Below are 13,906 nucleotides of genomic sequence, written 5' to 3'. Positions count from 1 at the left end.
AAATTTCTGAATATGAAGGATTTTAAACATTTAAAACAAGAAGGTTCAGGATATCAGGTGAAGCAGTATATATCATTTCAGCATGTTATAGTAGTAGCCTGGGTTTGTATTTCTGTATTTCTGATCATCAATACCAATTATCTGAAAACAGGAATTGTTTTGCTCATCTTTTCATTATTGCTCACCATTGTTTCTTTTATTCCACCGAAAGTTAATTTTGATACACAAAATCAGCTTCTTACAGTAATGAATAGCGGTTTGGTCCGGAAGAAATTCATTTACAAAATGGAAGATTTTGAAGGCTTTGAGGTGCATGCATTCCGGGTGGGATTTATTCCCATAGGATGTTATCTGTATGCTAATTTTAAAAATGTATCAAATTTTAAACGTCCTTTAATATCGCAGTCTTTTAGCAAAAGAATGATGCAGGAAATCACCAATGAACTTGAAGATGTGAATGTGAAAATCAGATAAAAACACCTATTACAATTGAATACAGAACTATGAAAAGATCAATAATTATAGCCGGAATGCTTTTCCTGAATTTTTCTGTCATCTCATGTGACAAACTGGAAAAGATGAAAGAAAAACTCTCGCAGAATGAGAGCAAACAGATAAATCCTTTCAGTGTTAATTCCGGAGATACCAACAGGGATATTATTTCCTTTAATAATAAAGTGGTAAAAATGGATGATGCCCAGTCAGAGTTTATCAAAAATCTTCAGAATTCATTAATCCAGATGGATGAATTTGTGAAGAATGCCACTGCCAATCCGCAGTTTTCCAGAATTTCACCTACTTTTACTCCTACCATCATGATGTATTCCCATCAGGAACTGAAGGCTCCGGATGTACTAGGGAAAGAATTTCAGGGTTTAGTTGATACAATGAAAGATACAACGGCTCAACTTGAAACTCTGAAGAAAGAATTAGAAACCTATAAAGAAGCCGAGGACTGGAAAGATGATAAAGGAAAAAAAGTAACCGAGATCACTGAAAAAGCAAAAAAACTTATCCAGAAAAACCGAACTGCAGCAAGTGAGCTGTTTGCAAAACTTTCACCCAAGGCAGATAAAGCAGAAATAGAAACCCTCAAGGATTATCCGCTTAAAACACAGATTCTCCAATCCAGAGAAACAATGGAACTGGCTCAAAAGATCATTGATGATTCTTATAAGGTAACGGATATGAATGCCTACAAAAACAAATTTTCCCAGCAATATCAGCAGATGGAAAAATTATACAACAGGAATATCAACGAAAAGATTCCGTCTTCGGAAAAACAAAAAGAAAGCAGTTATCAGGCATTCAATAATTCTGTGAATGATTTTCTGGGCAAAATGCGGATTGTTCAGCGAAGCATGAATGAAAATAGTCAGGAACTGAACAGTAATCTTGATGATCTGGAAAAAGAAGCAGGCTATGTTCTTGATCGTTATAACACTTTTGTAGACTAATTTACTCATAATTAAACTTAATACTATGAAAAAGATTATTGGAATTATTCTGATATTAATAGGCTTCTGCCTGGTAGTGGTGATTAAAATTGGACCATCCAGAGAAGCTTCCTGGTTATTCAAATATGGAGAATTACCTCCTATACTGCTTGGAGCAGCTATTTTAATCCCTGGATTGATCTTGTATAATAAAAACAGATAGCCATAATCGTGAAATTGAACAGCCTTTCTAAGAATATAAGGTGCTGATTTGACCGGATAAAGGTATTTTTACCGCCCATTTTAAAAAAGAAAGAAGCATGGATTTTGAAATTTTGAAACAGCAGATAGAAGACGCTGCCAAGAAAGCTTTTTTAGAAGTGTATGAAAAGCATGGAGCAGAAGGGGTCTACAGTTTTGCATTGTACAGCGACGAAGGCGCAATGACGGTATGTCCTGCAGCCAATACAATGAAAGCAATGGAAAATACAGATGAAGAGGATGCTCTTTATTATAAATATGAACCGGCAGAATGGACGTATGAAATGGAGGGTGCCGATGAAGATTTCAATGACATATGTACCCAGCTGAGAACAGAACTTTATAAGCATGATGACGATGATCATTGGTTTGAAGGTTTTCAGAAGAAGTTATATTCCATCTGTATTGAAGTTTTGGAAAAACTTAAAAATGAAAACTTTTTTACCAATATTACAGGAAAGGAGGTGTTCCTGATTTTTACAGTTTCAGATGATGAGTTTGAGAAAAAAGATCTGCAGGATCTCATTATCAGACTTAATGATAATGAATATAAAAGTGAATATCTGGACTGGATGGCTACCTGGGGCAATTAAAAGAATGGGGAACTAAAAAAACACTTTAAATATACATATGAAGCCAGATAAAATAATTGTCTCAGAAGCCTTTTATCAAATACAAATTTCATCAATTGACTAATAATATATCTCACACCAAAATATCAAGAATAATCACTTTAATTATGAATAACTATAACTTTTACAAACAGGAAGGAAACCAATATATTTTTAAAAACCAGCCGGTATTTATCACTTTGCTCTGTATCATTTTTCTGATCGTTGCAGGATTAATTTTTAACAGTGTAAGAATCGGGAGCTATGTTATTTTTGCTGTAGTCGCATTGATTGTCCTCAATTTTTTCACCAAGAAATTCATCATTGATACGGATCGTAAAACCATTACCGGAAAGCACTCCATTTTTGTTCCGACAAGAACATATCCTATTGAAAATTTCAGAAATTTCCATGTGATAGCAACCAAATACATGGGATTTATCACCACGAATGTAATGCTGTCTATGTATTTTGAAGTGGATGGTAAAGAAAAACAACTTACGATAGGCCAGGCGCTTACTCAGAAAGGAATTCAGAAGATGGTCAACGAAACAGAGGATATTTTGAACGTCAATACTCCTGAAAATGGACACCAGAGACCGGTATAAGTTTGAAGAAAACGGAAGCGAAATAAGCTTTATGCCCAATTACAGTTTCCTGCGGACTTTGGTATGGTGGCTGGCATTGGGAATCATTGCGCTTCCTGTGATTATCTACTATTTTATGGATAAAATGTCCGAAGATCAGTTTAAAATCGCAATAGGATTTTGGTCTGTTTATATGATCTACCTTCTTTTTGATCTGTTGTTCAGAATTCCGGTGAAATTTATTTTTGATAAATCAGAAAAGTGTATTTACAGGAAACTTTTACTCTCCAAAAAGCTGATGAATTTTGATGAAATGACCTATTTCGTGAATGACGAAAGAGGAGGATATTATTATTCAATTGGGAAAAAGAGAAATCAGTTTGTGAAAAACTACAGAATTAGTAATTATTTTTCAGGGTCAAAAGCTTCCAGCAAAAGAGAAGATGAATATGTAGAAAAAATACTGTTTCCTGTTCTGATAGCCGTAGGAATTCCCTTGAATAAGGAAGAATAATAAATAATAAAGGGTAAAAACTAATACGATGAAGAATTGAGGTATAACCATTTCCCTCTTCTGGAGGGTGGCAGAAATTCAAAGAATTTTTGACAGGGTGGTTTATACGCAGCAAATAATCAACTTTTACTACTCAATAAAAAAAACTCGGCGGTTTCGAAGAAACCGCCGAGTTTTATCTATGTAAAATAGCTTATATTAAGCTAAAATTCTTTTTACAGCTTCTTTTACTGCAGCAGAATCAATTTTGTACTTTTTCATAAGCTCTGCTGGTGTTGCAGACTCTCCGAAAGTATCATTTACTGCTACAAATTCCTGTTTTGTAGGTCTTTTTCTAGCAAGCATACCTGCAACAGATTCTCCTAAACCTCCAAGGTAGTTATGCTCCTCAGCAGTTACAATCTTACCTGTTTTTTCAACAGATTTTAAAATGATTTCTTCATCAAGAGGCTTGATCGTGTGGATGTTGATAACCTCACAAGAAATACCTTCTTTCTCAAGCTCATCAGCAGCTACAAGAGATTCCCATACAAGGTGTCCTGTTGCCACAATCGTTACATCAGTACCTTCCTGAAGTAAAATTCCTTTTCCGATTTCGAAAGGCATATCTTCCGGAATGAATACAGGAACTACCGGTCTTCCGAATCTTAAATATACAGGACCTTCAAAATCTGCAATGGCTAATGTAGCAGCTTTGGTCTGGTTGTAGTCACAAGTATTGATCACTGTCATTCCAGGAAGCATTTTCATCATACCGATATCTTCAAGAACCTGGTGAGTTGCCCCATCTTCTCCTAACGTAAGACCTGCGTGAGATGCACAGATTTTCACATTTTTGTTAGAATAAGCGATAGACTGACGAATCTGATCATATACTCTTGAAGTAGAGAAGTTAGCGAAAGTTCCTGTGAAAGGAATTTTTCCTGTAATGCTAAGACCAGCAGCAATTCCCATCATGTTCGCTTCTGCAATACCTATCTGAAAAAATCTTTCCGGTGCTTTTTCAATGAATTTCTCCATTTTCAAAGAACCGATAAGGTCTGCACAAAGTGCTACTACATTAGGGTTTTTGTCCGCCAGTTCTGCTAATCCTGCTCCGAATCCTGAACGAGTGTCCTTTTTTTCTGTATATGTATATTTCATTTTTATTGTATTAATCGAGATGTTAAGATATTAGTAATCAGCCGGAGCTTCTAGGTATAATTGCTTGAATGCTGTTTCCAACTGCTCATCATTAGGAGCTTTACCATGCCAAGCATGAGATCCCATCATATAATCTACCCCGTAACCCATTTCGGTGTGAAGAAGAATTGCTACCGGTTTCCCTTTTCCTGTTTCTGTTTTTGCTTTCTCAAGGATTGCAATAACAGCTTCAAGATCATTACCGTTCTTTTCTTCCAAAACAATCCATCCGAATGCCTCTAATTTGGCGTGAAGATTTCCTAAACTTAATACATCATCTGTATCTCCGTCAATCTGACGTCCGTTATAATCAATAGTAGAAATGATATTATCTACCTTTTTAGCAGAAGCATACATCAATGCTTCCCAGATCTGACCTTCCTGAAGCTCACCATCTCCGTGAAGAGAGTAAACAAGAGACTGATCACCATCTAATTTTTTACCTTGAGCCACTCCAAGTGCTACAGAAAGCCCCTGTCCTAGAGAACCTGAAGCAATTCTGATCCCCGGAAGACCTTCATGAGTAGTTGGGTGCCCCTGTAATCTTGAATCTAATTTTCTGAAAGTACTCAGTTCTTCTACCGGGAAGAAACCGAATCTTGCTAAAGTAGAGTAGAATACCGGAGAAATGTGTCCGTTTGATAGATAAAAATGATCCTCATTTTTGCCTTCCATTGTAAAAGGAAGTTTATAGTTCATTACCTTTCCGTAAAGGGCTGTGAAGAACTCTGTACAACCTAAGCTGCCACCCGGGTGTCCTGAATTTACAGCATGAACCATTCTTAAAATGTCTCTTCTGATCTGCGTAGTAAGAGTTTTTAACTCTTCAATACTTTTACTCATTATATCTGATTTATTTGCATGCGAATTTACAATTTTTTACCGGCTTATGGAAATGCAAAAATCCGGATGTAAAAACCCGGATTTTGATTAATTTGAATATTTTCCCGCTTTTAACAGCCTTCATTCAGGTAAACGGAAATTTCTGTCACAATATTATTAACAAATTTAAAACTTAACAACGTTCCTGCCTGGCTGTCTTCAAGATTAAAATAACCGGTATCTTTAATTGGTTTGCCATTAGAATCCCAGTCCGGACGTACACTGAAGTTAGCATAATTTCTATAGGCATTGATCAGATCATCTCTTGTACTTCCCACCCCGATTCCGCTTTTGGTCTTAAATTTTTTACTCGAAGTGGTCATATAGGTAATGGAAGGAACGCTTGGATTGGCTTCATTAATATAATTATCAAAAAGATCAATCTGAATGGTTTCTCCATTATATTTTACCAGATTCTTCTTTTCTCCGCCAGAGTTTATCAGTTTTGTTCCGGCTATCTTTTCAGCCTCAACTTTGGGCATGAAAACTTTAAACGGTCCGATTCGTAATGTTGAGACTTCAAAATTTTCCTGAGCACTCATGAATCCAAATGTTAATGAAAACAGGAGAATTGAGATTAGTTTTTTCATAGTTTTTAAGTTTCTGTTTTTTGTTTTGATAAATTTTGGAATGATGTTGATATTTTTCATGCCAAAGATAATCAAAACGAAAAGTCTATAAAATCAGTTATTTTACGGAAAATAAGAATAAGAAAAATATTTGTTGAGTGGAATGCTTTGTCTAAGCCGGATCGTTGATTTTTTGTAAATAAATGTGGACTTTTTTTTTAATTCTGATATGTGATAATTGAATTAATTTAACTAATTTTATAATTCTATTATATTTGAATTATTAACCTTTAACTAATTATTCTTTAGTTTATGGTCTTATTGTTTGAATTAATAAAAATTACATACCATTATATATGAAAATTAAACAATTATTTTACTTGGGGATATTTGTAATATCCATTTCCTCCGGGAAAGCCCAGGACTTTTTTACGGTAATCAGTGAGAGGTCCATTAAAGCAGATCCTAAAAACAGGACAGTACAACCGGAAAAGTCAATGACTTATACATTGGATGTGGCTGGAATGAAGAGTTATTTTAATTCCGTTCCGGAATTGAAAGACAGTGATCGTAAAGATAACGCTCCGATTATTGTTTTGCCAATGCCTGATGGTACGAAAGCAAAATTCAGAATCTGGAAATCTTCTGTGATGGCTCCGGGATTAGCCAGTCAGTTTCCTCAGATCGTTACCTTTACAGGACAAGGTATTGATGATAAATACGCTACCATAAAGCTTGATTTTACAGAGCTGGGATTCCATGCTCAGATTAAATCTGTTGTAGCAGGTGATACCTATATTGATCCTTATGCAAAACTGGATGTTAATAATTATATTATTTACAAGAAAAGCGATTTAATTGATAAAAACCCTAGGTCTTGTGGAGTAAAAGATGAGGACGACACTCCACTTGGAAAAAAAAACGCTCAAAAAACCACAGCTCCAAGCGTAGGAACTCAAATTAGAGTTTTCAGGCTTGCTGTTGCGTGTACAGGAGAATATGCAGTAGCAGCAACGGGTACAGCTACTCCTACTGTTGCACAGACACTTTCAGCTATTGTAACTTCTGTAAACAGAGTAAACGGAGTGTATGAGCAGGAAGTAGCGTCAAGATTAGTATTAGTGGATAACGAAGTAAATGTAGTATTTACCAATGCTACTTCAGATCCGTTTCTTGGAAATAATAACGCCAATACACTGATTAATGAAAGCCAGACTCAGATTGACTTATTGATAGGAAATGCCAATTATGACATCGGACATACCTTCAGTACCGGAGGTGGTGGATTAGCAGGATTAGGAGTAATTTGTAATAATTCAAATAAAGGAAGAGGAATAACAGGTTCAGGTAATCCTGTAGGGGATCCTTACGATATTGATTATGTAGCTCATGAAGTAGGACATCAGTTTGGAGGTCCGCATACTTTTAACGCAACTACAGGAAGTTGTAATGGGAACCGTAGTGCAGCCAATGCTGTAGAACCGGGAAGTGGTATTACAATTATGGCTTATGCCGGAATTTGTGGTAGTGTCAATAACCTTGCCGCCAACAGTATTGCTATCTTCCATACCAAATCATATCAGTCTATTACGACGAAAGTTCAATCAACAACATGTCAGGTGACTATTCCTTCCAACAATTTTGCGCCTACTGTAAATGCGGGAGGTGATTATACAATTCCTAAGAGTACACCTTTCAGATTAGAAGGATCTGCCTCAGATATAGATAACAATCCACTTACTTACTGCTGGGAACAGAATGATGCAGGCCCGGCAAGTGACTGGAATGTTCCTACAGGAAATGCGGCTATATTCAGATCGTTTATGCCTGTAACAGTTCCTTACAGATACTTCCCGAAAATTACAGATGTTATCAATAACACTGTATCTAAAGGAGAAATTTTACCATCTTATGCAAGAACGATGGAGTTCAGACTGACGGTAAGAGATAATAACGCAGGTTGTGCAGGAGTTTCAAATGATGATGCAATCATTACCGTTGATGGAAACTCAGGGCCGTTCACTGTAACAGCACCTACTACGGCGGTAAGCTGGGCGGGTAATTCTACTCAGACCATCACATGGAATGTAGCCAATACCACTGCATTTCCGGTGAATGCTGCTACGGTCAATATTTACCTTTCAACAGATGGAGGACTTACATATCCTACGCTGATTTTGGGTTCTACTCCGAACGATGGTTCTGAAACAATTACCATTCCTAACGTAAATACTACACAGGCAAGAATTATGGTGGCTGCAGAAACGAATGTTTTCTACAACATTAACCCTATCAATTTCACCATTACCCAAACATTAGGGGTAGGTGAAGCAGCAACAAATAAAGATGTATTCGTAGTATATCCTAATCCAAGTAAAGGGCTTCTGAATATTAAATTTGCTAATACCAATGAAATGTATGACATTACAGTTTATGATGTAAGTGGAAAATTAGTATTCACTCAGGCTGATAATAAACTGAACCATGACAAAACAGGTACTTTTGACTTATCTCAATTGATTAAAGGGGACTATCTGATTAAGGTTAAATCTAAAAACTTAGAGAAAACTGTAAAATGGATTAAAGAATAATCAATTCAATCAAATCAATTCGTCACAATAAAAAAGGTTGTCCTCAATGGAGGATAGCCTTTTTTATTGGAATAATAATGTGAAAAACTCAATATTACTTGGAGCAGCCTAAATTATCTGGCTTATATTGGGCTCCATAGAAAAATAAAATTACAAACAATTTTAATTGTTATCGTGAATTTTAAGGTTATTATTCTATCAATAATAGTATTTACTTTTGTTTTTATGTTAATTATGGTTTTTTGTTTGTAATCTGTTGTTATTCACAGTGTTAGTCTTTTTATTTTTTATCTTTAAAACACTTAAATTATCATAATATGAAAATTGAAAAACTATTTTATTTGGGGATATTGATTTTATCAATTTCTCTGGGGAAAGCCCAGGATTTCTTTACTGAAATCAATGAACGAACAATTAAAGCGGAATCTAAAGACAGAACGGTACAACCCGAAAAATTTCTTACCTACAAATTGGATGTAGCTGGAATGAAAAGCTATTTTGCTTCAGTTCCGGAATTGAGAGATAATGAACATAAAGATAATGCTCCAATTATTGTCTTACCCATGTCTGACGGAACAAAAGCTAAATTTAGAATCTGGAAATCTTCAGTAATGGCTCCGGGATTAGCAAGTAAGTTTCCTCAGATTGTTACCTTTACAGGCCAGGGGATTGATGATCCTTATGCTACCCTAAAACTGGATTTTACAGAATTGGGTTTTCATGCACAAATAAAATCAATAACATCAGGAGACGCTTATATTGATCCTTATGCAAAAAATGATGTTGGAAATTATATAATTTACAAAAAAGGTGATTTAATTGATAAAAAGCAAAGAGGTTGTGGATCAAAAGGTGAGGATTTTAAATTAGGAAAAAAAAACGCTCAAAAAACCGTAGTTCCAGGGGTAGGAAGTCAAATTAGAATTTTTCGACTAGCTGTAGCTTGTACGCATCAATATGCATCAGCAGCAACAGGTACAGCCACTCCTACAGTAGCCCAAACTTTATCTGCAATTGTAACATCTATAAATAGAGTAAATGGAGTATATGAACAAGAGGTTGCTGTAAGACTGATACTTATTCCTACTGAAAATAATATTATTTTTGTAAGTAGTACTAATGATCCTTTTACAGGAAATGATGATGCAGATATATTAATTAATGAAAGTCAAACGGTCATTGACTCCGTAATAGGAACAGCAAATTATGATATTGGACATACTTTTAGCACAGGAGGAGGTGGATTAGCTGGCTCAGGTATATGTGATTCTTCATACAAAGCAAATGGAATTACCGGCTCTTCTAATCCTGTTGGAGATCCTTATGATATTGATTATGTAGCCCATGAAATGGGGCACCAGTTTGGGGCTCCGCATACTTTTAATGCAACTACAGAATATTGTGGAGGAGGAAATCGTGAGGCTTCCAATGCCGTAGAGCCTGGTAGTGGTATTACAATTATGGCTTATGCCGGAATTTGTGGTAGTGTCAATAACTTAGCCTCTAACAGTATTCCTATTTTTCATACAAACTCGTTTCAATCAATTACTACAGAAGTTCAATCTCTCACATGTCAAGTAACTACAGCGGTAGCTAATACGAAACCTACTGTAAATGCAGGAAATGACTATACAATCCCAAAGGGAACACCTTTTAAGTTAACAGGCTCTGCAACAGATGTTGATAACAATCCACTTACTTATTGCTGGGAGCAGAATGATGCAGGTCCGGAAGGAGACTGGAATGTTCCTACAGGAAATGCGGCTATATTCAGATCATTTATGCCTGTAACAGTTCCTTACAGATACTTCCCGAAAATTACAGATGTTATCAATAACACTGTATCTAAAGGAGAAATTTTACCATCTTATGCAAGAACGATGGAGTTCAGACTGACAGTAAGAGATAATAACGCAGGTTGTGCAGGAGTTTCAAATGATGATGCAATCATTACCGTTGATGGAAACTCAGGGCCGTTCACGGTAACAGCCCCTACTACGGCGGTAAGCTGGGCGGGTAATTCTACTCAGACCATCACATGGAATGTAGCCAATACCACTGCATTTCCGGTGAATGCTGCTACGGTCAATATTTACCTTTCAACAGATGGAGGACTTACATATCCTACGCTGATTCTGGGTTCTACTCCGAACGATGGTTCTCAAACCATTACCATTCCTAACGTAAATACTACACAGGCAAGAATTATGGTGGCTGCCGAAACGAATGTTTTCTACAACATTAACCCTATTAATTTCACTATTACCCAAACATTAGGGGTAGGTGAAGCAGCAACAAATAAAGATGTATTCGTAGTATATCCTAATCCAAGTAAAGGGCTTCTGAATATTAAATTTGCTAATACCAATGAAATGTATGACATTACAGTTTATGATGTAAGTGGAAAATTAGTATTCACTCAGGCTGATAATAAACTGAACCATGACAAAACAGGTACTTTTGACTTATCTCAATTGGTTAAAGGGGACTATCTGATTAAGGTTAAATCTAAGAATTTAGAGAAAACTGTAAAGTGGATTAAAGAATAATCAATCCATTTTATTGATCCCAATAAAAAAGGCTGTCTTCAATGAAGGACAGCCTTTTTATTTATTTTGTAAAGATTAAACTACTCTTAAATGTTGTTTGTTTTTTACCAGCCACAAACCTATGAAGGTTAGCAATCCATTTAGAACAATCAGTTCAACTCCGATTTTATAATCCGTATAAGTGGTAACCGCTGTATTGATTAAATAGGTCAATACCGGTGCTAAAAGAGTGACAGTAAGGATTGAGTATTTTCTTGAAATCTGAAACTTCGTGAAGATTCCAAAAGCAAACAGTCCAAGAAGTGGCCCGTAAGTATATCCTGCAATTTCCATGATCAGATAAACGATAGATTTGTCGTTCAATGCTTTGAAAACCATGATCAGGATGAAGAAAACCACAGTGAAAGTCAAATGCACTTTCATACGAAGGTGTTTTTTCTCTTTTTCAGTTTTGGTTTTATCTTCATTAAGGTTTAATAAATCTACACAATACGAACTTGTTACAGCCGTTAAAGCACCATCCGCAGAAGGGAATAATGCAGAGATCAGTCCGATGATAAAAATAACGGAAATAGCCATTGGGAAGTATCCTTGAAGCGATAAAGCAGGGAAAAGGTCGTCTCCCATGATATTTTTAATATTTCCCACAGAATCTTTAAATCCAAAAATATTCGTTACCGTTTCAGCGTTTAGAGTTCCATATTCTGCGCCGTGCTGCAATGCAAAAAGATATAATAATCCTCCCAGAAATAAGAAGGCAAGGTTCACGATAAGAAGTGTTCCTGCAAAAGTCAGCATGTTTTTCTTTGAATTTTTAAGGTTATCTACGGAGATATTTTTCTGCATCATTTCCTGATCCAGACCTGTCATAGCAATTGTGATGAAAATTCCGCCCAGAATTGTTTTCAGGAAAAAGGTTTTGGAATTCGGATCAAAATTGATGAAGTGCGTATAATTTTTCTGTTCCAGAATCGTATAAGCTTCCCCAAATGATAAATTCAGGTTGGATAAAATATAAACAATACAAGCTACAAGGCTGATAATCATAAAAGAAGTCTGCAGCGTATCTGTAATAACAATGGTCTTTACCCCGCCTTCAAAAGTATACAGAAGTACCATTAATAAAAGGACAAGAGAAGTTACCCAAAACGGAACTCCCAATCCTTCAAGTAAGAATATCTGTAAAACGTTAACGACCAGATATAGTCTTGCCGTGGCACCAATTGCTCTTGAAATAATAAAAAAGATAGAACCTATTTTATGCGCTTCTACATTGAATCTTTTTCCCAGATAGGTATAAATAGAAGTCAGATTCATCTTATAATAGAGTGGAAGTAATATTGCAGCAACGATAAAGTATCCGATGAAGAATCCGATCACCATCATATAGTACTCAAAACCTCCGTAAATATATTCGGAGCCGGTCATCTTTCCTACCGTTCCCGGAACGGAAATAAAAGTAACCCCGCTTAAGCTGGTTCCTATCATCCCGAATGCAACGAGCCACCATTTACTTTTTTTGTTACCGATAAAAAATGACTGGTTATCGGAATTCCGGCTGGTGAAATAAGAAATCACCAAAAGACCAATAAAATAAATGAAAACAAATAGCAAAAGGATAGTTCCTGGATTCATGCTTGATTTTTAAATTTTAGCAAATATATAAAAAAGATCAGTCGTGAATCATGAATTTAAAATCCTGTTCGTTTCAAAACAAATTACATGGATTAATTTCTTCTCAATCAGTAGGTATATTAAAAATAAAAACCCTTTCAGATAGCTCTCTGAAAGGGTTGTATGGTAAGGATAGAATACAGTGACTAATTCACTAAAACATCCTGAAGTTCCTCACTTTTCTGGAAACTTGCCTTAGCAAAAGGGCAGAGGGGAATAATCTTCTTATCATTTTTTCTGGCAAAATCTACAGCTGCCAGAAGCATTTCCTTGCCTACACCTTTCCCGTTGTAAGCTTCTTCCACCTCGGTGTGGTCTATAATAAATCTTTCTTCTCCTGCCCAGGTATAGGTCATCATTCCTGCGCGTCTTCCATCTATGAAAGCTTCAAAACTTCCGTGTTTTTCGTCGTTGTTTTGTTTTACTTCGATCATGTTATGAGAATTTAGTTAGTATTTCTATATCGTTGGTTAATATTTTATGAACTGGACATGCATCCGCAATGGTGTGCAGTCTTTTACGCTGCTCGTCATCCAGAATACCATCAAAGCTGATGTCTCTTTTGAAAACTGCTCTTTTTGTTAATGGAAAATTTTCCAGCTCTACTTCTACATTGATGTTTTCCACATCCCATTCCTTTCTTTCAATATACATTCTCAATGTAGCTGCTGTACAGCTTGCCAGTGACGTAGCCAGAATTTCCATGGGATTAAGACCTTTATTCTGTCCGCCTTTATCAATCGGTTCATCCGTAATGATTGTATTTTCTCCAGCAGTTACTTCTGTATAATATTTTGTTTTTCCTAAACTTGCTTTTACTGTTACCGCCATTATTTTGCTGTATTGAATTGATAACTTAATGCCCCTGACGGGCATAGATCTATTTGATTTTTAAGTTCTTCAGGACTTGCGTTTTCTGCTTTTATCCAAGGTCTCTCTTTAGGATTGTAGACTTTTGGAAGTGTTTTTACACATATGGCAGAATGGATACATTTCTTAGGCTGCCAAATGACGGTGATGTTACCGTTAGGATATTCGTGTGTTTCCATA

At 36.0% G+C, this 13,906-nt stretch carries 15 protein-coding genes; 8 read left to right on the top strand and 7 right to left on the bottom strand.

From position 1 onward, the window contains the following. The first annotated feature begins 12 nt into the window (after positions 1–12). From CQ046_RS12845 to CQ046_RS12825, 6 genes are all read left to right on the top strand, one after another. Positions 13–474: a hypothetical protein gene (locus CQ046_RS12845; protein ID WP_105702622.1), complete on the top strand. Its 462-nt coding sequence runs from the start codon at positions 13–15 to the stop codon at positions 472–474. A 29-nt stretch (positions 475–503) separates the two neighbouring features. Continuing rightward, entirely contained in the window at positions 504–1,457 is a 954-nt protein-coding gene (locus tag CQ046_RS12840) for a DUF3829 domain-containing protein (protein WP_105702621.1), read from the top strand. A gap of 25 nt (positions 1,458–1,482) precedes the next feature. Further along, the gene (locus tag CQ046_RS23575) at positions 1,483–1,659 is read left to right on the top strand and encodes a hypothetical protein (protein WP_165790513.1); all 177 of its coding nucleotides are present in this window, start codon (positions 1,483–1,485) and stop codon (positions 1,657–1,659) included. Positions 1,660–1,756: 97 nt separating this feature from the next. Next, positions 1,757–2,290 (top strand): DUF4303 domain-containing protein, encoded by a 534-nt coding sequence (locus tag CQ046_RS12835; protein ID WP_105702620.1) that lies wholly within the window; start codon positions 1,757–1,759, stop codon positions 2,288–2,290. 146 nt (positions 2,291–2,436) lie between these two features. Further along, the gene (locus CQ046_RS12830; protein WP_105702619.1) at positions 2,437–2,916 is read left to right on the top strand and encodes a hypothetical protein; all 480 of its coding nucleotides are present in this window, start codon (positions 2,437–2,439) and stop codon (positions 2,914–2,916) included. Continuing rightward, complete coding sequence (locus CQ046_RS12825; protein ID WP_228406946.1) at positions 2,894–3,409, top strand: hypothetical protein; 516 nt, start codon at positions 2,894–2,896, stop codon at positions 3,407–3,409. Before CQ046_RS12830 ends, CQ046_RS12825 begins: the two co-directional genes overlap by 23 nt. A gap of 198 nt (positions 3,410–3,607) precedes the next feature. Here CQ046_RS12825 and CQ046_RS12820 read toward each other — a convergent pair whose 3' ends face one another. The 3 genes from CQ046_RS12820 to CQ046_RS12810 all read right to left on the bottom strand — a co-directional run bounded on the left by CQ046_RS12820 (position 3,608) and on the right by CQ046_RS12810 (position 6,063). Further along, positions 3,608–4,552 (bottom strand): transketolase family protein, encoded by a 945-nt coding sequence (locus tag CQ046_RS12820; RefSeq protein ID WP_105702618.1) that lies wholly within the window; start codon positions 4,550–4,552, stop codon positions 3,608–3,610. Positions 4,553–4,582: 30 nt separating this feature from the next. Continuing rightward, positions 4,583–5,467, bottom strand: a complete 885-nt coding sequence (locus tag CQ046_RS12815; RefSeq protein WP_228406948.1) for a transketolase — start codon at positions 5,465–5,467, stop codon at positions 4,583–4,585. Positions 5,468–5,544: 77 nt separating this feature from the next. After that, a complete protein-coding gene (locus CQ046_RS12810) occupies positions 5,545–6,063 on the bottom strand; it encodes a hypothetical protein (RefSeq protein WP_105702654.1) in 519 nt (172 codons plus the stop codon). A 335-nt stretch (positions 6,064–6,398) separates the two neighbouring features. Here CQ046_RS12810 and CQ046_RS12805 point away from each other — a divergent pair, with 335 nt between their 5' ends. Further along, complete coding sequence (locus CQ046_RS12805) at positions 6,399–8,633, top strand: reprolysin-like metallopeptidase (RefSeq protein ID WP_105702616.1); 2,235 nt, start codon at positions 6,399–6,401, stop codon at positions 8,631–8,633. A 317-nt stretch (positions 8,634–8,950) separates the two neighbouring features. Continuing rightward, the gene (locus tag CQ046_RS12800; RefSeq protein WP_105702615.1) at positions 8,951–11,182 is read left to right on the top strand and encodes a reprolysin-like metallopeptidase; all 2,232 of its coding nucleotides are present in this window, start codon (positions 8,951–8,953) and stop codon (positions 11,180–11,182) included. 75 nt (positions 11,183–11,257) lie between these two features. On the opposite strand, the gene CQ046_RS12795 is transcribed toward CQ046_RS12800, so the two are convergent. The 4 genes from CQ046_RS12795 to CQ046_RS12780 all read right to left on the bottom strand — a co-directional run bounded on the left by CQ046_RS12795 (position 11,258) and on the right by CQ046_RS12780 (position 13,905). Continuing rightward, positions 11,258–12,817, bottom strand: a complete 1,560-nt coding sequence (locus CQ046_RS12795; protein WP_105702614.1) for a sodium:solute symporter — start codon at positions 12,815–12,817, stop codon at positions 11,258–11,260. A gap of 185 nt (positions 12,818–13,002) precedes the next feature. Then, positions 13,003–13,290 carry a GNAT family N-acetyltransferase gene (locus CQ046_RS12790; RefSeq protein WP_171006298.1) on the bottom strand — a complete coding sequence of 96 codons (288 nt, stop codon included), beginning with the start codon at positions 13,288–13,290 and terminating at the stop codon, positions 13,003–13,005. Position 13,291: 1 nt separating this feature from the next. Beyond that, on the bottom strand, positions 13,292–13,687 hold the full coding sequence (locus CQ046_RS12785) for an OsmC family protein (protein ID WP_105702613.1): 396 nt from the start codon (positions 13,685–13,687) through the stop codon (positions 13,292–13,294). After that, positions 13,687–13,905 carry a (4Fe-4S)-binding protein gene (locus CQ046_RS12780; RefSeq protein ID WP_105702612.1) on the bottom strand — a complete coding sequence of 73 codons (219 nt, stop codon included), beginning with the start codon at positions 13,903–13,905 and terminating at the stop codon, positions 13,687–13,689. The genes CQ046_RS12785 and CQ046_RS12780 overlap by 1 nt, the downstream gene beginning before the upstream one ends. Between the last annotated feature and the right edge of the window lies 1 nt (position 13,906).

The organism is Chryseobacterium sp. MYb7 (genome assembly GCF_002979455.1).
Classification (GTDB): Bacteria; Bacteroidota; Bacteroidia; order Flavobacteriales; family Weeksellaceae; genus Chryseobacterium.
Note: the sequence above shows the minus strand (reverse complement) of the source record. Positions and strands in the feature narration are given on the sequence as shown.